The sequence below is a fragment of the Catellatospora sp. KI3 genome, from assembly GCF_029948125.1.
Taxonomy (GTDB): domain Bacteria; phylum Actinomycetota; class Actinomycetes; order Mycobacteriales; family Micromonosporaceae; genus Catellatospora.
Map to the genome: position 1 here is coordinate 411445 of NZ_JASAMB010000003.1, position 24792 is coordinate 436236.

Sequence of the window (24792 nt, forward strand, 5' to 3'; positions counted from 1 at the left end):
GGTCGGCCCCTTGTCGATCACAGACCCGTCCGGACGTCCCAGACGGTCCCGACATTCCACGACGTCGGAAGCCTTCGGGCAGTGCGTTCACGGTTATTTTGGAGGTTTTGCGCGAGAGGGAAGGCGTGTAGAGGCTTCCGCAGGACTTCCGGTAATTGTTGACAGTCCCAACGGGACGGTCCAATACTGCCTGCATCCATGGGTGTCGACGGCCTCTCTCCGCGGCCGCGGCCATTCCCGCAGCCTGGCCCGCAGGCTGCCCCTCCCGCAAAGGACGCACTCGCGTGAACGAGCACCCCACCCACCCGCGCAGGCGCAGTCGGGTCAGACCGATCATCGGCGGCCTCGCCGCCATCGCGCTGGCCGCCGCCTCCTTCGTGCTGGCCGGCACGGCCCACGCCGAGGCCGACCGGACCATCACCGGCAACTCCACCGGCTTCCACAACGGCTTCTTCTACTCGTACTGGAAGGACAGCGGCAACGTCACCATGACCCTGGGCGCGGCCGGCCAGTACAGCGTGCAGTGGAGCGGCATCAACAACACCGTCGTCGGCAAGGGCTGGAACCCCGGCTCCAGCCACACCGTGAAGTACTCGGGCAGCTTCAGCCCCAACGGCAACGGCTACCTGGCGCTGTACGGCTGGACCACCAACCCGCTCATCGAGTACTACGTCGTCGAGGACTTCGGCAGCTACAACCCGAGTTCGGGCGCGACCCGGCTGGGTTCGGTCACCACCGACGGCAGCACCTACGACATCTACCGCACCCTGCGCGTCAACCAGCCCTCGATCATCGGCAACGCGACGTTCTACCAGTACTGGAGCGTGCGCCAGCAGCACCGCACCAGCGGCACCATCACCACCGCGAACCACTTCAACGCGTGGTCGGGCCTCGGCCTGAACCTGGGCACCCACAACTACCAGATCATCGCGACCGAGGGCTACCAGAGCAGCGGCAGCTCCAACATCACCGTCAGCGAGGGCGGCAACCCGCCGACCAGTCCGAGCCCGCAACCCAGCGCGAGCCCGCGGCCGTCCACCTCGCCCGGCGGCGGCGCCGGCTGCCGCGTGTCCAATGCGCTCAACCCGTGGAACAACGGGCTGACCGACAACATCACCATCACCAACACCGGTTCGTCGACCGTCAACGGCTGGTCGCTGCGGTTCACCCTGGCCTCCGGACAGGTCATCACCTCCGGGTGGAGCGCCACCTTCTCGCCCGGCAGCGGGCAGGTGACCGCGACCAACGTCGGCTACAACGCCGCCATTCCACCGGGTGGATCCACCACCATCGGCTTCCAGGCGACCCACACCGGCAACAGCTCAGCACCGACCGGGTTCTCGCTCAACGGCACGACCTGCGGCTGAGGGCGCGGCGGCGTAGGCGCCGCCAGATGTTCATGAGGCACACGCTGTGGCGCGGTCACCAGACCGCGCCACAGCTCAATCCCTATGCTCGCGTCCACCGCTGGTTCGCCGCGGTGGTGCAGGTCCACAGGATCACGGGGGTGCCGTTCGCGGTGGCGTTGCCGGAGACGTCCAGGCAAAGCCCTGATGCGGCGTTGCTTATGGTGCCGCTGGCGTTGAGGCTCCATTGCTGGTTGGCCGCTCCGCTGCACGTCCACATCTGCACCTTGGACCCTGCCGTCGCGCCGGTGGGCGCGTCCAGGCACTTGCCCAGCGACTGGATGCTCTGGCCGCTGAACGTCCACTGCTGGTTCGGGCGGCCGCTGCAGTCCCAGATGATGGGTTGGACGCCGTTCGTCGTGCTGCTGTTGGGCACGTCGAGGCAGCGTCCGGAGGCCGCGCTGACGAGTGCGGACGCCGTCGGTCCGGTGCCCGTGCCGATGCTGCCGGGCACCGAGCGCAGCGCGGTGTACCAGGTGGCGGCCATCTTGTCGTAGCCGGTCGCGGTCGGGTGGATGCCGTCGATGAGGTCGGCGGTGGTGAGTGCGCTGTGCATGTCGACGAGGTGCACGTGCCTGCCCGCGTTGACCTTGCTCTGCACGATGCCGGGCAGGGCGGCGTTGAACGTCCGCGCGGCGGACTCCTGGCCGCTGTTGCTCAGCGGGATGATGGTCGCGACGAAGACCTCCGCGCTGGGAGCGACGTTGGTGATCCGGTCGAGCAGGGTGGACAGCCTGCCCGGCGCACCGGACACGTTGTAGTTCTGCAGCACGTCGTTGGTGCCGATGTGCAGCAGCACCGTGCGCGGGTTCGTCGCCTGGAGCCAGCCGGTGATGTTGGCGTCGATCTGGTCGATACGCCAACCGGGGTGGCCCTCGTGGTCGTGGTCGCCGAGGCTGGAGGGGCCGTTGAACTGCGAGCCGACGAGGTCGACCCGGTAGCCGCCCGCGGCCATCCGCTGCCACAGGCCGATCCGGTAGCCGCCCGGCACCTGGGTGCCTTCGGTTATCGAGTCGCCCAGCGGCATGACCCGTACCCCGCCGTTGGACTCGGCGGCGGCCACGCCGCTCTGCGTCGCGAGCACGGTGGCGGTCAACGCCAGCGCGGCCGCCACCGCGACGAGCCGGCTTACGTGTTTGGACATGGTCGATCCTCTCGATCGAGCCGAGTGAGTAAAGTTCGGGAAGGTGCGTTCGGTGGTCAGCGCAGGCGCCACTGCTGGTTGGCCTGGTTGTTGCAGGACCATAGGATGATCTTGGTGCCGTTGGCGGTCCCGGCGCCGTTGGCGTCCAGGCACAGCGACGACTGCGCGCCGGTGATGGTGCCGTTGGCGTTGACGTTCCACTGCTGGTTGGTCTGCCCGTTGCAGTCCCAGATCACGACCGCGGTGCCGTTGGTGGTGCCGCGGTTGTACGCGTCCAGGCACTTGCCGCCGTACACCCGCAGCTCCTTGGCGGCGGTGTAGGTCCAGGCCTGGTTGGGCTGGCCGGCGCAGTCCCACAACTGGACCTGTACGCCGTTGGCGGTGCTGCTGCTGGGGACCTCGACGCAGCGGTTCGACGCGGTGCCGACGAGCTGGCGGCCCTGCGACTGGCCGTCGGTGCCGGAGACGACGAGCAGGACCGCCTCCCCGGCCGGGACCCGCGCCGTGTAGCCGGTGGTGAAGGAGCCCAGGTTGGTGGCCGACCACAGGTTGCGGACGGCGGCCGAGCCGGTCAGGCCGAGGTCCGACCACCGGGCGGTGATGTCGGCGGCAGCCGACGTCCGGTTGAGCAGCAGCACCGCCCGACGGCCGCTGCCGGACAGCGTCTTGCCGTACACCTGCAGCCCGGTTCGGTCCTCGGCGACCTTCACGCCCTGCCGGCCGAGGGCGTCCTGGTCGACGGCGATCACCTCGCTGTTGGTGAGGATGGCACGTGTCTCGGCGCTCATCTGGTCGAGCTTGTTCCCGGCGAGCAGCGGTGCGCCGGAGATCGCCCACAGCCCCAGATGGGTGCGGTTCTGTGCGGCGGTGAAGCCCGGCATGCCGGCGATGAGCATGTCGGGGTCGTTGTAATGGCCGGGGGACTGCGCGCTCGGGTGCAGTGCCGAGTCGAAGTTCGCCAGGACCCGGCTCATCGACGGCGCCTGCCCGAAGAAGATGATGTCGCCACTGGTGCGCCAGAGGTTGGACATCCCCGGTGCCCAGTTCCAGGGGCTGTCGACGCCCCAGTTGCAGACGGACAGGACCATCGGGCGGCCGGTCTGGGCCGTCGCCCGGCTGATCGCGTCGCTGATCGCCTGGTAGGTGGAGCGGGAGTCGAGTCCCTCGGCCGAGCCCCCGCACCAGTCGACCTTGACGTAGTCGAATCCCCACCGGGAGAACTGCAGGAAGTCCTGGTCGTAGTGGCCCTCGCTGCCACTGCCGGGGGCGGCGGGGCGTCCGGTGGGGTAGTAGTAACCGCACCCGTCGCGTCCGGCGTCGGTGTAGATGCCTGCCTTCAGGCCCTTTCCGTGGATGTAGTCGGCGATCGCCTTCATGCCGCCCGGCCACTCGGCGGTGTCGACGGTGATGTTGCCGGCCGAGTCCCGGGTGCCCTGCCACCAGCCCTCGTCGATGTTCACGTACTGGTAGCCGGCGTCCTTCATGCCGGACGCGACCAGCGCGTCCACCTGCGTCTTGATCACGTTGTAGTTGATCTGCGCGGCGAAGCTGTTCCACGACGCCCAGCCCATCGGCGGCGCCGCGATCTGGGCGACGGCCGCCGAGGCGGGGGCGGCGCCGAGCAGGACCGGGGCGCCGATCATCGCGGCCAGTAGCACGACGATCTGGGCGAGCGCGCCGGAGACGCGGTACCTGTGCACGTGGGCGGCGGGTGGCGGCGACATGGCCGCCCGCTGCCGCCTCTGCGTTCGATGCATCCAACTCTCCTCGGAGGCCGGTTCGGCGGCGGCGCCGCCATGTACACGTCGTCCCTGGACAGTTATCGCTAACAATCGCCCGACTGTGTCACATGGAAACGGCGGAGCTACGCCTAGGTGGTGTTTAGGTATTGACATGTCGTTATGCATGCCTGCTCAAATGTGACCGATAACATTGCAAGCGTCAAGAGTGCGACAGCCGTCGGCGCGGCACGTGCCGGGCCGACCGCCCACCACCTCGCCGCTGTTGACCCTCGGCTGCCACTGGCAGTAACTTGGCTGCCACCTCCCGAAGGCCGGAGCCGGCATCAGCCGACCCCGGCCCGCGGCAGTCGAATGCCGCCATGCCGCAGGCGGCTCGCGACGCCGCACCACAGGGGGCACGGGCAAAGGTGGGGCGGTTGACGACAAGGGATCTGGGCCACTCGGAACTGGTCATCGCGGCGCAGCGCGGCGACCGACGGGCCCGGGGCGAGCTGCTCTCGGCCTACCTTCCGCTGATCTACAACATCGTCGGCCGCGCGCTCGGCGGCCACGCCGACGTCGACGACGTCGTCCAGGAGACCATGCTGCGCGCTGCGCGAGACCTTCCGAAGCTCCGCGATCCCGACAGCTTCCGCTCCTGGCTGGTCGCGATAACCGTTCACCAGATCAGCTCTCACCGGCACCGGTGGCGCCGCAGGTCGGCTCTCGACACCACCGTCGCCGGGATGGACCAGTTCTCCGATGCCGACGCCAGTTTCGAGGACACCGCCGTCCTCCGCCTGCACCTGGCCGATCAGCGGCGCCACGTCGCCCGCGCCGGCACGTGGCTCGACCCCGACTACCGACTGGCCCTGTCGCTGTGGTGGCAGGAGCTGGCCGGCTTGCTCACCCGCGGCGAGGTGGCCGACGCGATGGGGCTGACCATCGCCCACGCCGGCGTCCGGCTGCAGCGCATGCGCGAACAGCTCGACACGGCGTGGGCGATCGAGGTGGCGCTGACCGATCGCCCCCGCTGCCCGCAGTTGGACGCCGCCGCCGTCGGCTGGGACGGCAGCCACACCTCGGTATGGCGCAAACGGCTCGGCCGCCACGTACGCGGCTGCGCGGTGTGCGCCGCCGGCGCCACCGACCGCGTGCCGCTCGAACGCCTGCTGCTGAACGTGGCGCCGCTGACCGTCCCGGTCGCGCTGGGTGCCGCGCTCACCGCCAAGGGCCTGCTGGCAGGCACAGCCGGGTCCGCAGGACAAGCGATCGTCGGCTCCGCGGCTGCGGCCTCGGCCGAGGGGGCCCGCACCTCGGTGCTCGGCAAACTCGCCGCCGGAGTCGCGGCTCACCCGCTGCCGAGCCTCGCGGCAGGTGTGGCACTCGCCGTAGGCACCGCTGCCGTCTACGCGAACTGGCCATCGTCGCCCGAGGCACCCGGCGTCGTGGCCGGGCCGAGCCCGGTGCTGCCGACACGCACGCCGGCGTCGCCGTCGCCGCAGCACTCGGCGACGCCCGGTCCGGCCAGCCCGTCTCCGCAGCGACCCACCCCATCTCCCAGCCCGGCGGCAGCGCCCACCCTGCCGCCGGGAACGTGGTCCCTGGAGTCCGCGGGTGCACGCGGCACCTACCTGACCTACGCCGGGAACTTCGCCACCCTCGGTGCCGTGGACGGCTCGAGCACCGCCCAGGCCCGTAGGCAGGCGACGTTCACCGTCGTCAGCGGGCTCGCGGACGCGAACTGTGTCACCTTCCGCGCCGCAGACGGCCGCTACCTGCGTCATTACGAGCTGAGGCTGCGGCTCAGTCCTGAGGACGCCACCCCGCTGTTCCGGGAGGACGCCACGTTCTGCCCACGGCCCGGGCCCGTCGCCGGCTCGGTGGAGCTTCAGTCGCACAACTACCCCGACCTGGTCATCCGCTTCCGCGACGGCGCCTTCTACATCGACGTACCCGACGGCAGCGCCGAGTTCGACGGCCAGAGCTCCTTCATCCGGCATCCCGCCTGGGCGGCATGAGAGGCTCCGCCCGCCGGAGACGCGCCGCGCCGGAACCCGCCCCGCGCCCTATGACCACGGCGGAGAAGTGTGTCGTGGACATGGCCGAAAAGTTTCTGTTATGGCCTCGGCGGCCCGGAGCCTCCTGCTCATAGAGGCACCGTGGACTTCCGCGTCCTGACAGTCGGACCGCTGGAGAACACGAACGTGCCCGAACACCCGCGGCCGCCCGGGTCGTGGATGCGAAGGAGGCACGATGAACGGACGCGATGTCAGAACGGCGGACGGCCGCAGCGCGACGATGACCGGCGCGGCGCCGGTCAGCCGACCACTCCTCGCGCTCGACGGCAGCCCCCGCCGACCGGACCTCATCGGCGTCGTGGCGTTCGACGCCATCCGGTACGGCACGGCCGTGACGATGCGCGGGGTCGAGCAGGCTGCCCGGCGAGCCGGCTACGGCACCTGCATCGTCGAACTGGAACGGCCCGACGACACCGGCATGGCGGAGGCGATACGTCGGCTCTCCCGACAGCCCGTCGTCGGCACCGTGATAATCGCGCCGCTGACTCCGGCCGTGACCACCGGCAGCCTGCGCTCTGCCGTGCCGACCGTGGTCGTCGGCGCGGAGACGGCCGGTCCGGTCCAAGCCCCCACGGTGGACCATGAGCTCGGGGCGCGGCTGGCGGTCGAGCACCTGCTGAACCTCGGGCACGACACGGTGTGGCACCTGTCCGGACCCCAGGACTGGCGACAGGCACAGCACCGTACCGACGGCTGGCGCTCCGCCCTCGAACGGGCCGGCCGCAGCGTACCGCAGGTCATGGTCGGCAACTGGGGCGCGCAGTCCGGATACGAGGCCGGCCACCGCCTGGTCGACCGAGCCGACGTGACCGCCGTGTTCTGCGCCAGCGACCAGCAGGCCATGGGCATGCTGCGGGCGCTGTGCGAGCGAGGTGTCCGGGTGCCGGACGACATCAGCATCGTCGGGTACGACGACATACCCGAGGCCGAGTACCTGACCCCGTCACTGACCACCGTACGGCAGGACTTCGACGGGCTCGGTCGCTCCTGCCTCACGACGCTGCTGGCGACGATCGAGCAGCGGGACCCGCTCGCGACGGCGGGACAGCAGTGGGCGACGCCGACACTGGTCGTCCGTGCCAGCAGCGGACCACCGCGGACGAGGTGACCGGGTCGGCGCTGACACCGCAGACCGGGCCGATACGGACAGGCGTTGACCGATGTTGATGTGACCGTTAACATTTCACTGCCCCCCTTGGCTCGACATCCAAGTCCTTCGACGCTCATGCGGGTCGTGTTAGCGGTCACGACCGATGCGTGTCGAAGGTGGCCCGAGATCCTGGCTGCCCCGGGCATCGAATGCCAGATGTGTCGGCTTTCATCCCCGACCTGGAGGAACTGCATGTACTCGTCCCCGTACAGCCGTAGGGCGTTTCTCGCCGCGATGGGCGTCGGCGGCGCGGCCGCGGCCGGACTGCCGGCGGTCCTGCTCGCCGACGCCGCGCAAGCCGCGATCCCCGGACCGGCCTCCTACACCGCTACCTGGTCATCGGTGAACCAGCACCCGGCCGCGGCCGAGTGGTTCCAGGACGCCAAGTTCGGCATCTACTACCACTGGGGCGTCTTCAGCGTCCCCGCCTACGCCAACGAGTGGTACCCGCGCAACATGTACTACGACGGCTCGAACGAGAGCAACCACCACCGCAGCGTCTACGGCGACCCGGCCGCATGGCCGTACCACAACTTCATCAACGGTGCCAGCGACCGGGCCGGCAACTTCGTCCAGTTCGCCCCGAAGCTCAAGTCGGCGGGCGGGAACTTCGACCCCGGCGAGTGGGCGCAGCTGTTCGCCGACGCCGGGGCCAGGTTCGCCGGACCCGTCGCCGAGCACCATGACGGCTTCTCCATGTGGAACAGCACCGTCAACGAATGGAACTCGGTGGCCAAGGGCCCCCGCCTCGACCTGCTGCGCCTGCACGCCGACGCGATCCGCGGCAAGGGCCTGAAGCTGCTGGTCGCGATGCACCACGCGTACAACTTCACGGGGTTCTACGACCGTGTCCCGCAGCAGTCGACCACGAGCTTGCGCAAGCTCTACGGCCAGCTCGACACCGCCACCCAGGAGCAGCTGTGGTACGACAAGCTGCGCGAGGTCGTCGACGGCTACCAGCCCGACATCCTGTGGCAGGACTTCAACCTGTCGCGCATCAGTGAGGCGCAGCGGCTCAAGTTCCTGTCGTACTACTACAACCGCGCTGTCGCCTGGGACAAGGAGGTCGTGGCCACCTACAAGGACGGGTTCAACACCAGCGGCGAGGTCTTCGACTACGAGCGCGGCGGTCCGGCGGGCATCCAGACGCCGTACTGGCTCACCGACGACAGCATCTCCAGCTCGAGCTGGTGCTACACGGTCGGCATCGGCTACTACTCGCTCAACGCGATGCTGCACTCGCTGATCGACCGGGTGAGCAAGGGCGGCAGCATGCTGCTCAACATCGCGCCGATGGCGGACGGGACGATTCCCTCAGGGCAGCGCACCGTGCTGCTCGGCATCGGCGACTACCTGAAGCGATTCGGCGAGTCGATCTACTCGACCCGGGCCTGGGGCGCGTACGGGGAAGGCCCGACGCAGATGGGCGGCGGCTCGTTCGTCACCCCGCGCCCCGGCACCAGCACCGACATCCGGTTCACCCGCAACAAGGCCAACACCGTCCTCTATGCGACCGTCCTGGGCTGGCCCGGCGCCGCCCTCAACATCACCACCCTGGCCGCGGGGCGCATCAACCTCGGCACCCTGACCTCGGCGCAGCTGCTCGGCTCGACCGCAGGTTCGTACCTCAACCTGCCGACCCGCACCCAGGACGGCTCCGGCCTGCACGTCTCGATGCCGTCGTCCACCGCGCCGTTCAGCGCGCCCGCGTACGTCGTGAAGCTGACCTTCTCCGGCCAGATCCCGATCCTGGGCGGCGCCACCATCCCGACCGGGTGGGTCAGGCTGACGAACGTCACCAACGGCCTCGTCCTCGACGGCGGCGGCAGCGTGCCCTCCGGCTCGGTCGTCAAGGAGTGGACCTGGGACGGCAGCACCAACCTCCAGTGGCAGCTGGTCGATGCCGGCGGTGGGTACTACCGCATCCTCAACCGCACCAACGGCATGGTCGTGGACAGCTGGGGCAGCACCGGCAACGGCGCCAACGCGCTGCAGGCGCCCTGGAACGGCGGCGTGAACCAGCAGTGGCGGCTCAACAGCATGGGCGGCGGGCGGTACCAGCTCATCAACCGCGGCACCGGAACGGCCCTAGACGGGCGGGGCAGCATGCCCTCCGGCACCACGGTCGGCCTCTGGACGCCCGACTCCAGCACGAACCTGCAATGGACCATCACCGCGATCTGACCTCTGCCGCGGCGGACCACCACGGATGTTAACGATAACAATCGATACCCGACCCGGTCTGATCCATGATTCGGAGCGAGGCGCCGGACTGCGGCGCCTCGCTCTCGCGCTGCTGGTGGCCTCGGTCCGGACCTGGTCGGCGCCGCAGGGGCGCCGCCGCGTGACGTCGCGCCTTGCACCTCGAAACCACGGAGCGTATGTTAACGATCACATTGTCCGTGGGATGAAGCTGCCACGCGTGCCCTGCTCGCGGTAGGCGGGCGTCGAAGGCCGCCCGAGGAGGTTGATCGGCATGTCGTCGTGCCCGAGCTGGGACGCCGGCGCGGGGCGGGCACCCACGGTCGCCATCCTATGGGGGCGAGCCCTCGGCGGCCGCCCTGGCAGTCCGACGCGGGGAAGGCGACTCGGCCCCGTGTCCCATGACCACCGACCTCCCGAGAACCCATGAGAGGGATCCGTAATGCTGCGCACACGCCTCATCCATCCACCGCTGCTGGCCGCACTCGCCGGGGCGGGGCACGGGTCGCGGATCCTTCTTGCCGACTCCAACTACGCCCATGACGTCAACGTCAGGCCGGGGGCGACAGTCATTCATCTCAATATCCGCCCCGGCATGGTCACCGTCGACGAGATACTGTCGCTCATCATCGAATTCGTGCCCCTGGAATCGGTGTCCACAATGCGGCCCGACGACGGCTCGACTCCGCAGGTGTGGAGTCGCTACGCGGAACTGCTGGGACCGGATCTCGCCCTGAATCCCGTCGGTCGGCACGACTTCTACGCTGCGGCCAGGTCGCCCGACCTGTCCGTCGCCGTGGCCACCGGCGATGAGCGCCTCTACGCCAACCTGCTGCTGACCGTCGGCTACATCCCGCCGCGCGCGAACTGACGCAAACGCGGTCGCCGTAGGGGTGTACGCATAGAAGGTAAAAGATGTTTCTCGGCAGCACCGGAAGCTGTTATCGGTAACATTAAGTTGCCGCCCCGCCGACCTTTTCGAGGCTCGCCCGAGTCGGCACCCGAGGGGGCATGGACAAGCATAACTGAATACATCTCCGCTCATGAATGTGAGCCGGGATGGGAACCATGGGCCGCTCGCCGTGCAATCGGCGGGCGGCCCTCGTCTTCTCCTGGTGGCTCGGGTGAGATGGGTGCGCCGCGAGATGTCGCCGTGCGTCCGGCGTGGAGTCGCCCGTCGACGCTCGGTGGGACCACTGTTGTAACCCAACCGTTACGGCTGTGCCATTGACCGTGCCAAGCACTCGATCGACAGTATGTGAGCGTTAACAGTCGGCGGATCGGGTGGGGCGGTGTCTGCCGCTCGGAGTCGTCCGGCCGGCAACGAAGTGATCTTCCGGCCCGCGGGCCGTCCACGTCGTAGGGAGTGAGATGAAGATCGTGAAGTTGGCTGCCGCCACGGTCGGCCTGATCGTCGTCACCGGCCTGGCCGCCTGTGGCTCGAGCACCAAGACCGTCGACCAGGAGCCAGGCGGCACCGGCGCCGCGCTCGTGGGTGTGACGATGCCGACGAGGTCGTCCGAGCGGTGGATCCACGACGGCGACAACCTCAAGAGCCAGCTCGAAGCGCTCGGTTACAAGGTCGACCTGCAGTACGCGGAGAACGACATCCCGACCCAGGTCAACCAGATCGAGAACCAGATCACCAAGGGCGCCAAGCTGCTGATCATCGCGTCGATCGACGGCACGGCCATCACCAACCAGCTGCAGGAGGCGGCCGACAAGCACATCCCGGTCATCGCCTACGACCGCCTCATCCGCAAGTCGCCCAACGTCGACTACTACGCCACCTTCGACAACTACAAGGTCGGCGTGCAGCAGGCCACCTCGCTGCTGGTCGGACTGGGCCTGAAGAAGCAGGACGGCTCGGACGGGACCGCCAAGGGGCCGTTCAACATCGAGCTGTTCGCCGGCTCGCCGGACGACAACAACGCGACGTTCTTCTTCAACGGCGCCATGGACACCCTCAAGCCGTTCATCGACAAGGGCACCCTGGTGGTCAAGAGCGGCGAGACGGCCTTCAACACCGTGGCGATCCTGCGCTGGAACCCCGAGACCGCGCAGAAGCGGATGGAGGACCTGCTCACCAAGACGTACGCCAAGGGAGCCAAGGTCCAGGGTGTGCTGTCGCCCTACGACGGCCTGTCCATCGGCATCCTGTCGGCGCTGAAGAGCAGTGGCTACGGCACCGCCGGCCAGCCGTACCCGGTCGTCACCGGCCAGGACGCCGAGGTCGCCTCGGTGAAGTCGATCATCGCCGGTGAGCAGTACGCGACGATCTACAAGGACACGCGCGAGCTGGCCAAGGTCACCGTGAAGATGGCCGACGCGGTGCTCAAGGGCGGCAAGCCCGAGGTCAACAACACCAAGGACTACGACAACGGCGTCAAGGTCGTTCCGTCGTACCTGCTCGAGCCGGTGATCGTCTACAAGGACAACTACAAGGCGGCTCTGATCGACACGGGCTACTACACCGAGGACAAGCTGAAGTAGCCGCCCGCGCCCGGCCGGTCCCGACCGGCCGGGCGCCCGTACCGAGGAGAACTGCCTTGACCGACGTGGTCCTGCAGATGCGCGAGATCACCAAGACGTTCCCGGGCGTCACCGCCCTCAAGGATGTCAACCTCACGGTACGCCGGGGCGAGATCCACGCGATCTGCGGCGAGAACGGCGCCGGCAAGTCGACTCTGATGAAGGTGCTGTCCGGGGTCTACCCGCACGGCTCCTACACCGGGGAGATCAGCTTCGACGGGCAGCCGTGCCGGTTCTCCGGCATCCGCGACAGCGAGCACCTCGGCATCGTGATCATCCACCAGGAACTCGCGCTGTGCCCGAACCTGTCGATCGCCGAGAACATCTTCCTGGGCAACGAACGCGCCTCGGCGGGCGTCGTCGACTGGAACCGCACCCACGCCGAGGCGGCCCGGCTGCTGGAGCGGGTGGGGCTGCGGGAGAACCCGGCCACCCTCGCGATGGACCTGGGCGTGGGCAAGCAGCAACTGGTCGAGATCGCCAAGGCGCTGTCCAAGCGGGTGCGGCTGCTCATCCTCGACGAGCCGACCGCCGCGCTCAACGACGAGGACTCCGCTCACCTGCTCGACCTGCTTCGCGGGCTGCGCGAGCAGGGCATCACCTGCGTCATCATCTCGCACAAGCTGAACGAGATCGAAGCGATCGCCGACGCCACCACGATCCTGCGCGACGGCCGCACCATCGAGACCCTCGACATGAAGAACGACCACGTCACCGAGGACCGCATCATCTCCGGCATGGTCGGCCGCGACCTGGAGCACCGCTTCCCCGACCACGAGCCGCACATCGGCGAGGAGGTGCTGCGGATCGAGGACTGGACCGTGCACAGCCCGACCCAGCACGGCCGCATCGTGGTCAGCGGTGCCAACCTCAGCCTGCGCCGGGGCGAGATCGTGGGGCTGGCCGGCCTGATGGGCGCGGGGCGCACGGAACTGGCGATGAGCGTGTTCGGTCGCAGCTACGGCATCGGCATCTCCGGCCGGGTCTACAAGGACGGCCGCGAGGTGCATCTCAAGACGGTCCGTGACGCCATCCGCCACGGCATCGCGTACGCCACCGAGGACCGCAAGCGCTACGGCCTGAACCTGATCGAGGACATCAAGCGCAACGTGTCGGCGGCCGCCCTCGGCAAGCTGGCCAGCGGCGGCTGGGTGCACGACAACGAGGAGTACCGGGTCGCCGACGGTTACCGGGCGAGCATGAACATCAAGGCGCCCAGCGTCTCGGCGGTCACGGGCAAGCTGAGCGGCGGCAACCAGCAGAAGGTCGTGCTGTCGAAGTGGCTGTTCACCGACGCCGACGTGCTCATCCTGGACGAACCGACCCGCGGCATCGACGTGGGCGCCAAGTACGAGATCTATTCGATCATCAACCAGATGGCCGACCAGGGCAAGGCCGTCCTGGTCATCTCCTCCGAGCTGCCCGAGCTGCTGGGAATCTGCGACCGCGTGTACGCGATGTCGGCGGGCCGCATCACGGGGCAGCTCACCCGCGCCGAGGCGACCCCCGAGCGCCTCATGCAGTACATGACCAAGGTGAAGGAGCAGTAGAGCGATGACCGGTGTCGGACCCTACGCCGCCGCGGCGACCGCGGCCGCCGATCGGAGCGCCGAGCCCGCGGCGGCCACACGCCAAGGCGGCCGCCTGTTCTCCGCCAACCTGCGCCAGAACGGCATCTACATCGCGTTCGCGCTGATCATCGTGCTGTTCTCCATCCTCACCGGCGGAGACCTGCTCGCACCGCAGAACGTCTCCAACCTGGTGGTGCAGAACTCCTACATCCTGATCCTCGCCATCGGCATGATCCTGATCATCATCGCCGGGCACATCGACCTGTCCGCCGGCTCGGTCGTCGCCGTCACCGGCGCCGTCTCCGCCGTCCTCATGGTGAACAACGACGTGCCGTGGCCGCTGGCCATCCTCATCACACTGGTCTGCGGCGGGCTCATCGGAGCGTGGCAGGGCTACTGGATCGCCTACTTCGGCATCCCCGCGTTCATCGTCACCCTCGCGGGCATGCTGATCTTCCGGGCGCTGACGCTGGCCGTGCTGGGCAACCAGGGCATCGGGCCGTTCCCGGTCGAGGTGAGCCGGATCGCCAACGGCTTCATGCCCACGTACCTGGGCAACATCGGCCTCGGGCCGCTGGACGGGGCCGACCTGTTCACCCTGCTGATCGGGCTGCTGTTCGTGGCCGGGATCGTGGTCACGCAGTGGCGCACCCGGGCCGGCCGGGCGCGCTACGGCCAGGTCGTCGAACCGGTCGGGCTGTTCGCCGCCAAGCTCATCGTGGCCGGGGTCGTCGTCATGACGGTGATCGTGCAGCTGGCCCGGTTCAAGAACCTGCCGTGGGTGCTGGTCCTGCTGGCCGCGCTGGTGCTGGCGTACTCGCTGCTGACCGACCGCGTCGTGTTCGGCCGCCACATCTACGCCATCGGCGGCAACCTCAACGCCGCGAACCTGTCCGGCATCAAGGTCAAATCTGTCACGTTCTGGCTGTTCGTGAACATGGGGGTGCTCGCCGCGATCGCCGGCATGGTGTTCGCCGGGCGGCTCAACCAGGCCGGACCGACCGCCGGCACGGGGTTCGAACTCGACGCCATCGCCGCCGCGTTCATCGGCGGTGCCGCGGTGCAGGGCGGCGTCGGCCGGGTGACCGGCGCGATCACCGGCGGCCTGCTCATGGGCGTCATCAACAACGGCATGTCGCTCATCGGCGCGCCCACCGAGCAGGTGATGCTGTTCAAGGGCCTCGTCCTGCTGGCCGCCGTCGCGTTCGACGTCTACACCAAGCGTCGTGCCGGAGCCGCCGCCGGCTGACCTGGCAGGGCGGCAGGCGGCACCGGCGAGCGTGGGCTGCTGGGCGAGTACGCCGACCACAACGGTCCGGTGCGCATCGTCGAGCTGCAGGGTTCGGTGGGCTCGGCACCGGCTAACGATCGGCGCAGCGGATTCGCGGAGGTCATCGCCGCCCGACCCGCGTTCACCGTCATCGCGTCGCAGTCGGGCAACTTCACGCGCTCCGGTGGCAAGCAGGTCATGGAGGCGCTGCTCAAGGCCCACGACGACATCGACGTGGTATACGCGCACAACGACGACATGGGCCTGGGCGCCATCCAGGCGATCGAGGAAGTCGGCCTCGTCCCGGGCAAGGACGTCAAGGTCGTCACGGTCGACGCCATCCGGGACGGCATGCGGGCGCTGGCGGCCGGGAAGATCAACTTCATCGTGGAGTGCAGCCCGCTGCTCGGTCCGCAACTCGTCGACATCGTCGAGCGGGTCTTCGCCGGCAGGAGCGTTCCGCAGCGGGTGGTGACCGAGGAGACCACGTTCACCCGGGACCAGGCCGAGGCGGTTCTGCCGCAGCGGGAGTACTGAGCCGAAGTTCGGCTTCCGGCTGGGCCGACCGTGGCGTTCGCGCGAGTCCACGGCCGGTGCCAGGCCGGACGTCCGTTGGAGCGGGCGGGGGTGCCGCTCTCACCGCATGAAGGTGCACCCCCGCCCGCCGTCGAGTGCCCTCGCCGATCGGGCCCACGGCGACGGTCTGGCGCCATCCGGTGGGAGCCGAGTGCGTCGGGCGACTTAGTGTTAACGCACACATGGTGTGCCGTCAAGGCATTGCGTTACAGGCGTTGCACATAGGACGCACGGACGAAAGCTTTCGCACGTTTTCGGACCGAATCCCATTGCTGACCGTTACACAGACGTTGCCAACCCATATCTTGACGAGTAGTCGTGTGAGCGCTAACACTGTTGGGCAGCACAAGAGCTGGAGGATGAGATGAGCGTTGCCGCAGATTCGCACGCCCGGTACGTCGTGGGCGTCGACTACGGCACCCTGTCGGGCCGGGCACTGGTGGTGCGCGTGTCCGACGGCGCCGAGGTCGGCACGGCGGTGCACCCGTACCGCCACGCCGTGATGGACACGGTGCTGGCCGCTGACGGCAAGGCGCTGCCGCCCGACTGGGCGCTGCAGGACCCCGACGACTACCGCGACGTCCTGCGCCACGCGGTGCCGGCCGCGGTCGCCGCCGCCGGGATCGACCCGGCGCAGGTCGTCGGCATCGCGACCGACTTCACGGCGTGCACGGTGCTGCCGACGCTGGCCGACGGCACGCCGCTGTGCGAGCTGGACGAGCTGCGCACCCGCCCGCACGCGTACGTCAAGCTGTGGAAGCACCACGCCGCCCAGTCGCACGCCGACCGGATCAACGCCACCGCCGCGCAGCGCGGCGAGCCCTGGCTGGCCCGCTACGGCGGGAAGATCTCCTCGGAGTGGCAGTTCGCCAAGGGCCTGCAGCTGCTGGAGGAGGACCCGGAGGTCTACCACCGGGCCGACCGCTGGATCGAGGCGGCCGACTGGATCGTCTGGCAGCTGTGCGGCGCCGAGACCCGCAACGTCTGCACCGCCGGCTACAAGGGCATCCGCCAGGACGGGCAGTACCCGTCGGCCGACTACCTGGCCGCGCTCAACCCCGACTTCACGGGCTTCACCGAGAAGATCGACGGGCCGCTGCGGGAACTCGGCGCGCGGGCCGGGTCGCTGACCGCGCAGGCCGCCGCCTGGACCGGGCTGCCCGAGGGCATCGCGGTCGCGGTCGGCAACGTCGACGCGCACGTCACCGCGGCCGCCGCGCAGGCCATCGAGCCGGGCCGCCTGGTCGCCATCATGGGCACCTCCACCTGCCACGTCGTCAACGGCGAGAAGCTGGCCGAGGTGCCGGGCATGTGCGGCGTCGTCGAGGGCGGCATCAGCGCCGGCGCGTGGGGGTACGAGGCGGGCCAGTCCGGTGTCGGCGACATCTTCGGCTGGTTCGTCGACCACGCCGCCCCGGCCGGGTACGACTCGCACGAGGTGCTGTCCGAGCTGGCCGCCGCGCAGCCCGTCGGGGCCCACGGCCTGGTGGCCCTGGACTGGCTGAACGGCAACCGCTCGCTGCTGGTCAACCACGAGCTGTCCGGCCTGATCGTCGGCCTGACCCTGGCCACCCGCCCGCACGAGATCTACCGCGCGCTGCTGGAGTCGACCGCGTACGGCACCCGCATGATCATGGAGGCGTTCGCGGAGGCGGGCGTGCCCGTGACCGAGTTGGTGATCGCGGGCGGCCTGGCCGCCAACACGCTGCTGATGCAGATCTACGCCGACGTGACCGACCGGCCGCTGAGCCTGATCGGCTCGGCGCAGGGCCCGGCGCTGGGCTCGGCGATCCACGCTGCGGTCGCCGCGGGCGACTACCCGGACGTGGCGACCGCCTCGGCGGCGATGGGCCGGGTCGAGCGCGCGGTCTTCCTGCCCGACCCCGAGCGCGCCCGCGCCTACGACGCGCTGTACGCCGAGTACCGCGCGCTGCACGACCACTTCGGCCGGGGCGGCGACGACATGATGCTGCGCCTGCGCGCCATCCGCAACGCGGCCCGGGGGGAGCAGGCATGAGCGAGACGGTCCTCAGACTGCGCGAGCAGGTCGCGACGCTGCACTCGGAGCTGACCCGGTACGGGCTGGTCGCCTGGACGGCCGGGAACGTGTCGGCGCGGGTGCCGGGGGAGAACCTGATGGTGATCAAGCCGAGCGGGGTGTCCTACGACGACCTCAGCCCGGCCAACATGATCGTCTGCGACCTGAACGGCACCGTCGTCGAGGGCGACCTGTCGCCGTCCAGCGACACCGCCGCGCACGCCTACGTCTACCGGGCCATGCCCGAGGTCGGCGGGGTGGTGCACACGCACAGCACCTACGCCACGGCGTGGGCGGCGCGCGGCGAGTCGATCCCGTGCCACCTGACGGCGCAGGCCGACGAGTTCGGCGGGGAGATCCCGGTGGGGCCGTTCGCGCTGATCGGCGGCGACGACATCGGCAAGGGGATCGTGGCCACGCTGTCGGGGCACCGGTCGCCGGCCGTACTGATGCGAAATCACGGTGTCTTCACCATCGGCAAGGACGCCAAGGCCGCGGTCAAGGCGGCGGTGATGTGCGAGGACGTCGCGCGCACCGCGCACCTGGCCCGCGCGCTCGGCCAGCCGCTGCCGATGGCGGCCGCGGACGTGGACGCCCTCTACGACCGCTACCAGAACGTCTACGGGCAGTCGGGCAAGCCTGCCGGTAGCTGATCCGCCATTGACGGCCCGCCCCCGGGGGTGGACCGTCTCCCGCACCTCTCACCGCAGCACAACTGCTCCACAGGAAAGGCCGCGCACCGTCGTCCCTTCGGTGCGCGGGGGTAGGCCCACATCATCCAAGGAGATTGCATGTCCACCATGGGCAAGGCCATCACGCGGCGCCGGGCTGTCGCGGTCCTCACGGCCGCGCTGCTGGCGACCGGCATGGCCGCGTGCGGCAACAGCGACACCGGCGACACGCCGGCCGACGACGGCAAGCTGACCCTGGGCTTCTCGCAGGTCGGCGCCGAGAGCGGCTGGCGTACCGCGAACACGAACTCGATCAAGGAGTCGGCCACGGCCGCCGGGATCGAGCTCAAGTTCGACGACGCGCAGGGCAAGCAGGAGAAGCAGATCACGGCCATCCGCAACTTCATCCAGCAGAAGGTCGACGTCATCGCCTTCTCGCCGGTGGTGGAGTCGGGCTGGGACACCGTGCTCAAGGAGGCCAAGGACGCCGGCATCCCGGTCATCCTGACCGACCGCTCCGTCGACTCGGCCGACAAGTCGCTGTACAAGACGTTCATCGGCTCGGACTTCGTGAAGGAGGGCAAGCTCGCCGGCGAGTGGCTGGTGGAGCAGACCAAGAGCGCGACCGGCCCGGTCAACATCGTCGAGCTGCAGGGCACCACCGGTTCGGCCCCGGCCAACGACCGGAAGAAGGGCTTCGGCGAGGCCATCGCCGCCAACCCGAACCTGAAGGTCATCGCGTCGCAGACCGGTGACTTCACCCGCGCCGGCGGCAAGGCCGTCATGGAGCAGTTCCTCAAGGCCAACCCGAAGATCGACGTGCTGTTCGCGCACAACGACGACATGGGCCTGGGCGCGCTCGAGGCGATCACCGCGGCGGGCAAGGTGCCCGGCAAGGACATCACCATCATCACCATCGACGCGGTGCACGACGGCATGCAGGCGCTGGCGGACGGGAAGTTCAACTTCATCGCCGAGTGCTCCCCGCTGCTCGGGCCCCAGCTGATGGACCTGGTGAAGAAGGTCAAGGCGGGCGAGACCATCCCGACCCGCATCGAGACCCAGGAAGGCACCTTCACGCAGGAGCAGGCCAAGGCCGCCCTGCCGAACCGCAAGTACTGATCCACCCTCGGGGTCGCCGCACGGCACTGTGCGGCGACCCACCCCAATGACCGGGGCCGCCGCGGACGGTCGCGGCGGCCCCTCTCCTATGAACTCAGTGAAAGGTCTGATGGGATGTCGGGTAGGCAACCGGTCCTGACGATGACCGCGATAAGCAAATCGTTCCCCGGCGTCCGGGCCCTGGACGGTGTCGACTTCCGGATGTTCCCCGGCGAGGTCCACGCGCTCATGGGCGAGAACGGCGCCGGCAAATCCACCCTGATCAAGGTCCTGACCGGGGTGTACAGCAACGACTCCGGCACGATCGAGCTGGCCGGCGCCGAGGTCTCCTTCAGCGGCCCCATGCAGGCCGCCACGCACGGTGTCAGCACCGTGTACCAGGAGGTCAACCTCTGCGCCAACCTGTCGGTGGCCGAGAACATCTTCATCGGCCGCGAGCCGCGCACGTTCGGCGCCATCCGCTGGGGCGAGATGCGCCGCCGCGCCCGCGACCTGCTGGCCCGGCTCGACATCCACATCGACGTCACGCAGCTGCTGGGCACGTACTCCCTGGCGGTGCAGCAGATGGTCGCCATCGCCCGCGCCATCGACATCCGGGCGCGGGTGCTCATCCTCGACGAGCCCACCTCCAGCCTCGACGCGGGCGAGGTGGAGCAGCTGTTCCGCATCATGCGCCAGCTGCGCGACGAGGGCATCGCGATCCTTTTCGTCACCCACTTCCTCGACCAGGTCTACGGCATGGCCGACCGGATCACGGTGCTGCGCAACGGCCGCCTGGTCGGGGAGTACCCGACCGCGGAGCTGCCGCAGTTGGCGCTGGTGGAGAAGATGATCGGCAAGGACCTCGACGTGCTGGAGGGCCTGGACGAGCAGCCCAAGCGGGAACTGGCCGCGATCGAGGCGAGCACCCCGTTCCTGCGCGCCGAGCAGCTGGGGCGCAAGGGCTCGGTCGCTCCGTTCACCATGACGATCCACGCCGGCGAGGTGGTCGGCCTGGCCGGCCTGCTCGGCTCCGGGCGTACCGAGGTCGCGCGGCTGCTGTTCGGCGCCGACCGCGCCGACCACGGCGGGGTGCTCATCAACGGCAAGCCGTCGCCGCTGCGCAACCCGGTCACGGCCATCGGCCACGACATCGCCTTCTGCTCGGAGAACCGCCGCACCGAAGGCCTGGTCGGCGAGCTGACCGTGCGCGAGAACATCATCCTGGCCATGCAGGCGGCCCGGGGCTGGCTGCGGCCGATCCCGCGCCGGCGCCAGGACGAGCTGGTCGAGAAGTACATCAGCGCGCTGAGCATCCGCCCGGCCAACCCGGAGATGCCGGTGCGCAACCTGTCCGGCGGCAACCAGCAGAAGGTGCTGCTGGCCCGGTGGCTGATCACCGAGCCGCGGCTGCTCATCCTCGACGAGCCGACCCGGGGCATCGACGTCGGCGCCAAGGCCGAGATCCAGAAGCTGGTCGTGCAGCTGTCCGACGGCGGCATGGCGGTGCTGTTCATCTCCGCCGAGCTGGAGGAGGTGCTGCGGCTCAGCCACAAGATCGCCGTCATGCGCGACCGGCAGCTGGTCACCGAGCTGGCCAACGACGACACCGTGGACGCCGTCCGCGTCATGCAGACCATCGCCAGCGGCACGCACCACGAAGGGCCGAACGCATGAGCACCTGGACCGTACGCCGCGCTGCGCTCACCGGCCACGCCCTGTTCTGGCCCATCGTGGCACTCGTCGCGCTGGTCGTCGCGAACACGATCTACCGGCCCGGGTTCCTGGCCGTGGAGATGAAGGACGGCCACCTTTACGGCAGCCTGGTCGACATCCTCCGGCTGTCGGCACCGCTGATCCTGGTCGCGCTCGGGATGACCCTGGTGATCGCCACCGGCGGCATCGACCTGTCGGTCGGCTCGATGTGCGCGATCAGCGGCGCGGTGGCCTGCCTCTACATCAGCAAGCAGCCGGACCAGAACGCCGTCGGCGGAGTGCTGGTCTCGCTGGTGCTGGGGGTCGGGCTCGCGCTCGTCCTCGGCGCCTGGAACGGGGCGCTGGTGGCGGTGATCGGCATCCAGCCGATCATCGCGACGCTGATCCTGATGGTGGCGGGGCGCGGGCTGGCGCAGCTGATCACCGAGGGCCAGATCATCACCATCAACTCCGACCCGTACAAGGCGATCGGCGTCGGGCACCTGCTCACGCTGCCGCTGTCGATCTTCATCGCGGCCGCGGTGACGCTGCTGATCATGCTGGTGACCAGGCGCACCGCCCTCGGTCTGATCATCGAATCGGTCGGCGGCAACGCCGAAGCCAGCCGGCTGGCCGGCATCCGGTCCGGCCGGATCATGTTCCTGATCTACGTCATCAGCGCGGGGTGCGCCGCCATCGCCGGGTTCATGATCACGGCGAACGTGTCCAGCGCCGACGGCAACGCCGCCGGCCAGTGGATCGAGCTGGACGCCATCCTCGCGGTCGTCATCGGCGGCACGTCGCTGGCGGGCGGCCGGTTCTCCCTCGGCGGCACGATCCTGGGCGCGCTGCTGATCCAGACCCTGACCACGACCGTGTACGCGATGAACATCTCGCCGCAGACGTCGCTGCTCTTCAAGGCCATCGTCGTGATCATCGTATGCCTGATCCAGGCCCCCGCGTTCCGGGCCCGGATCGCCCCCCGCCGACCAGCCGGACCCGCCGCGCCGGCCGTCGCCGACCAGCCGAAGGAGCAGGTGCCGGCATGACGACCACCACCCCGTCGCAGATCTCCGGCCGCCCCTGGTGGCGGATCCCGCAGCGGCACGTGCCGGTGCTGGCCACCGGCGCCCTGCTGCTGGTCATGTACGCCGTCGGCGTCTCGCAGTACCGCGCGTTCTCCAACGTCCAGGTCATCTTCAACGTCTTCATCGACAACGGCTTCATGCTGGTCGTCGCGGTCGGTATGACCTTCGTGATCCTCACCGGCGGCATCGACCTGTCGGTCGGCTCGGTGGTGGCGATGACCGCGATGGTCTGCGCGTCGCTGCTGCAGGCCGGGGTGCCCGCCCCGCTGGTGCTGGTGATCGCGCTGCTCATCGGCCCGACGCTCGGGTTCCTGATGGGCGCGGTGATCCACTTCTTCGAGATCCAGCCGTTCATCGTGACGCTGGCCGGGATGTTCTTCGCCCGCGGCATGTGCACCCTGATCAGCAAGTCCTCCATCCCGATCACCGACCCGTTCTGGACCGACGCCGCGCAGCAGCGCATCGGCGACCCCAAGGGCAACTTCGTCTCCATCAGCGTGCTGATCGCGTTCGCCGTGGTCGTGGTGGCCGCCTACGTACTGGCGTACACCCGCCTGGGCCGCAACACCTACGCCATCGGCGGCAACCCGCAGTCGGCGCTGCTCATGGGCCTGCCCGTGGCGAAGACCAGGATCGCGGTCTACACCATCAGCGGGCTGTGCGCGGCGATCGGCGGCATCCTGCTGTCGTTCTACACGCTGTCGGGCGCCCCGCTGATCGCCGTCGGGATGGAGCTCGACGTCATCGCGGCGGTCGTCATCGGCGGCACCGTGCTGACCGGCGGATCCGGGTACGTCTTCGGCACCGTGCTGGGCGTCCTGGTGCTCGGCGTCATCCAGACGCTGATCACCTTCGACGGAAGTCTCAACTCCTGGTGGACCAAGATCGTGATCGGTGGCCTGCTGTTCGCGTTCATCCTCCTCCAGCGCCTCATCGGCATCCGCAAGAAGTAACCCCCGACCCGTAACGCGGAAGGCGACTCCATGACAACGCAGCCCCACCCCGAGGTCTGGTTCCTCACCGGCAGCCAGGGCCTGTACGGCCCCGAGACGCTGCAGCAGGTGGCCGACCAGTCGCGCGAGATCGCGCGCCGGCTCGACGAGTCGCCGGACATCCCCGCCCGCGTGGTGTGGAAGCCGGTGCTCACCTCCAGCGCGGACATCCTGGCCGTGTGCCGGGACGCCGCGGTGCAGGGCGCCGTCGGGGTGATCGCGTGGATGCACACGTTCAGCCCGGCCAAGATGTGGATCTCCGGATTGGACGCGCTGCGCACCCCGCTGCTGCACCTGCACACCCAGGCCAACGTGCTGCTGCCCTGGGACGAGATCGACATGGACTTCATGAACCTCAACCAGGCCGCGCACGGCGACCGCGAGTTCGGGTTCGTGCAGACCCGGCTCGGGGTCGCCCGCAAGACCGTGGCCGGGCACGTCAGCGACCCCCGGGTCACCGCCCGCGTCGGGGCGTGGACCCGGGCCGCGATCGGCTGGTCGGCGATGCGCTCGCTGAAGCTGGCCCGCTTCGGCGACAACATGCGCGACGTGGCGGTGACCGAGGGCGACAAGGTCGAGGCGGAGCTGCGCTTCGGCGTCTCGGTCAACACGTACGGCGTCAACGACCTGGTCGCGGCGGTCGACGCCGTCGGCGACGGCCAGATCGACGCCCTGGTGAAGGAGTACGACGACACCTACCGCATCGCCGCGGCGCTGCGGGCCGGCGGCGAGCGCCACGACAGTCTGCGCTACGCGGCGCGGATCGAGGCGGGTCTGCGCAACTTCCTGGAGGCGGGCGGGTTCCGGGCCTTCACCACCAACTTCGAGGACCTCGGCGGGCTGCGCCAGCTGCCGGGCCTGGCGGTGCAGCGGCTGATGGCCGACGGGTACGGCTTCGGCGGTGAGGGCGACTGGAAGACCTCCGTGCTGGTGCGCACGCTCAAGGCGATGTCGGTCGGCACCACCGGCGGGACGTCGTTCATGGAGGACTACACCTACGACCTGACCCCCGGCAACGAACTCGTGCTCGGCGCGCACATGCTGGAGGTCTGCCCGACCATCGCGGCCGGCACCCCCAACCTGGAGATCCACCCGCTGGGCATCGGCGGCCGGGAGGACCCGGTGCGGATGGTGTTCGACGCCGCGGCCGGACCGGCCGTGGTGCTGGGCCTGGCCGACATGGGGGAGCGGTTCCGCCTGGTCGCCAACGAGATCGACGTGATCGCCCCGCCGCAGCCGCTGCCGAAGCTGCCCGTGGCCCGCGCCGTCTGGCGGCCGCGCCCCGACCTGCCCGGATCGGCCGAGGCCTGGATCACCGCGGGCGCCCCGCACCACACCGTGCTGTCCCAGGCGGTCGGGGTCGAGGAACTGCACGACCTGGCCGAGATGAGCCGTACCGAGCTGGTGGTCATCGACGCCGGCACCACCCCGCGCCGCTTCGCCGACGAACTGCGCTGGAACCAGGCCTACTACCGACTGGCGCGCGGCTTCTGAGCCGGCCCGACAGCGCGACGGATGCGGCCCCTGCAGAGCACGCGGGCACGCATCCGTTCG

Annotated in this window: 18 protein-coding genes; 16 read left to right on the forward strand and 2 right to left on the reverse strand. The window is 69.3% G+C overall.

The features are described from left to right. The first annotated feature begins 284 nt into the window (after nucleotides 1-284). Nucleotides 285-1367 (forward strand): glycoside hydrolase family 11 protein, encoded by a 1083-nt coding sequence (locus QEZ54_RS08295; protein WP_281303897.1) that lies wholly within the window; start codon nucleotides 285-287, stop codon nucleotides 1365-1367. An 82-nt stretch (nucleotides 1368-1449) separates the two neighbouring features. Here QEZ54_RS08295 and QEZ54_RS08300 read toward each other — a convergent pair whose 3' ends face one another. Together QEZ54_RS08300 and QEZ54_RS08305 are read right to left on the reverse strand one after the other, a co-directional pair. Then, on the reverse strand, nucleotides 1450-2550 hold the full coding sequence (locus tag QEZ54_RS08300) for an RICIN domain-containing protein (protein ID WP_281303898.1): 1101 nt from the start codon (nucleotides 2548-2550) through the stop codon (nucleotides 1450-1452). 56 nt (nucleotides 2551-2606) lie between these two features. Then, the gene (locus tag QEZ54_RS08305; RefSeq protein ID WP_281303899.1) at nucleotides 2607-4307 is read right to left on the reverse strand and encodes a ricin-type beta-trefoil lectin domain protein; all 1701 of its coding nucleotides are present in this window, start codon (nucleotides 4305-4307) and stop codon (nucleotides 2607-2609) included. Between the two features lie 401 nt (nucleotides 4308-4708). Between QEZ54_RS08305 and QEZ54_RS08310 the strand changes: the two genes are divergently transcribed. From QEZ54_RS08310 to araA, 15 genes are all read left to right on the forward strand, one after another. Beyond that, entirely contained in the window at nucleotides 4709-6292 is a 1584-nt protein-coding gene (locus tag QEZ54_RS08310) for a sigma-70 family RNA polymerase sigma factor (RefSeq protein ID WP_281303900.1), read from the forward strand. Between the two features lie 235 nt (nucleotides 6293-6527). Next, nucleotides 6528-7460 (forward strand): substrate-binding domain-containing protein, encoded by a 933-nt coding sequence (locus QEZ54_RS08315; RefSeq protein ID WP_281303901.1) that lies wholly within the window; start codon nucleotides 6528-6530, stop codon nucleotides 7458-7460. A gap of 234 nt (nucleotides 7461-7694) precedes the next feature. Then, complete coding sequence (locus tag QEZ54_RS08320; RefSeq protein WP_281303902.1) at nucleotides 7695-9686, forward strand: alpha-L-fucosidase; 1992 nt, start codon at nucleotides 7695-7697, stop codon at nucleotides 9684-9686. A gap of 460 nt (nucleotides 9687-10146) precedes the next feature. Beyond that, the gene (locus QEZ54_RS08325) at nucleotides 10147-10575 is read left to right on the forward strand and encodes an RbsD/FucU family protein (RefSeq protein ID WP_281303903.1); all 429 of its coding nucleotides are present in this window, start codon (nucleotides 10147-10149) and stop codon (nucleotides 10573-10575) included. A gap of 500 nt (nucleotides 10576-11075) precedes the next feature. Then, nucleotides 11076-12197 carry a multiple monosaccharide ABC transporter substrate-binding protein gene (gene chvE / locus QEZ54_RS08330; protein WP_281303904.1) on the forward strand — a complete coding sequence of 374 codons (1122 nt, stop codon included), beginning with the start codon at nucleotides 11076-11078 and terminating at the stop codon, nucleotides 12195-12197. 56 nt (nucleotides 12198-12253) lie between these two features. Continuing rightward, complete coding sequence (mmsA, locus tag QEZ54_RS08335) at nucleotides 12254-13786, forward strand: multiple monosaccharide ABC transporter ATP-binding protein (protein WP_281303905.1); 1533 nt, start codon at nucleotides 12254-12256, stop codon at nucleotides 13784-13786. Nucleotides 13787-13790: 4 nt separating this feature from the next. Continuing rightward, nucleotides 13791-15056 (forward strand): multiple monosaccharide ABC transporter permease, encoded by a 1266-nt coding sequence (gene mmsB, locus QEZ54_RS08340; protein WP_281303906.1) that lies wholly within the window; start codon nucleotides 13791-13793, stop codon nucleotides 15054-15056. Nucleotides 15057-15125: 69 nt separating this feature from the next. Next, nucleotides 15126-15614 (forward strand): substrate-binding domain-containing protein, encoded by a 489-nt coding sequence (locus QEZ54_RS08345; protein WP_348650523.1) that lies wholly within the window; start codon nucleotides 15126-15128, stop codon nucleotides 15612-15614. Between the two features lie 403 nt (nucleotides 15615-16017). Next, nucleotides 16018-17670 carry a ribulokinase gene (gene araB / locus QEZ54_RS08350; protein WP_281303907.1) on the forward strand — a complete coding sequence of 551 codons (1653 nt, stop codon included), beginning with the start codon at nucleotides 16018-16020 and terminating at the stop codon, nucleotides 17668-17670. Then, complete coding sequence (locus QEZ54_RS08355; protein WP_281303908.1) at nucleotides 17667-18344, forward strand: L-ribulose-5-phosphate 4-epimerase; 678 nt, start codon at nucleotides 17667-17669, stop codon at nucleotides 18342-18344. The genes araB and QEZ54_RS08355 overlap by 4 nt, the downstream gene beginning before the upstream one ends. Nucleotides 18345-18482: 138 nt before the next feature. After that, nucleotides 18483-19484, forward strand: coding sequence for an ABC transporter substrate-binding protein (locus QEZ54_RS08360; RefSeq protein ID WP_281303909.1), 1002 nt, complete (start codon nucleotides 18483-18485; stop codon nucleotides 19482-19484). Between the two features lie 114 nt (nucleotides 19485-19598). Then, the gene (locus tag QEZ54_RS08365) at nucleotides 19599-21140 is read left to right on the forward strand and encodes a sugar ABC transporter ATP-binding protein (RefSeq protein ID WP_281303910.1); all 1542 of its coding nucleotides are present in this window, start codon (nucleotides 19599-19601) and stop codon (nucleotides 21138-21140) included. After that, the gene (locus tag QEZ54_RS08370) at nucleotides 21137-22207 is read left to right on the forward strand and encodes an ABC transporter permease (RefSeq protein WP_281303911.1); all 1071 of its coding nucleotides are present in this window, start codon (nucleotides 21137-21139) and stop codon (nucleotides 22205-22207) included. Before QEZ54_RS08365 ends, QEZ54_RS08370 begins: the two co-directional genes overlap by 4 nt. Further along, the gene (gene yjfF, locus QEZ54_RS08375) at nucleotides 22204-23199 is read left to right on the forward strand and encodes a galactofuranose ABC transporter, permease protein YjfF (RefSeq protein WP_281303912.1); all 996 of its coding nucleotides are present in this window, start codon (nucleotides 22204-22206) and stop codon (nucleotides 23197-23199) included. The genes QEZ54_RS08370 and yjfF overlap by 4 nt, the downstream gene beginning before the upstream one ends. A gap of 30 nt (nucleotides 23200-23229) precedes the next feature. Continuing rightward, a complete protein-coding gene (gene araA, locus QEZ54_RS08380; RefSeq protein WP_281303913.1) occupies nucleotides 23230-24732 on the forward strand; it encodes an L-arabinose isomerase in 1503 nt (500 codons plus the stop codon). The last annotated feature ends 60 nt before the right edge of the window (nucleotides 24733-24792 follow it).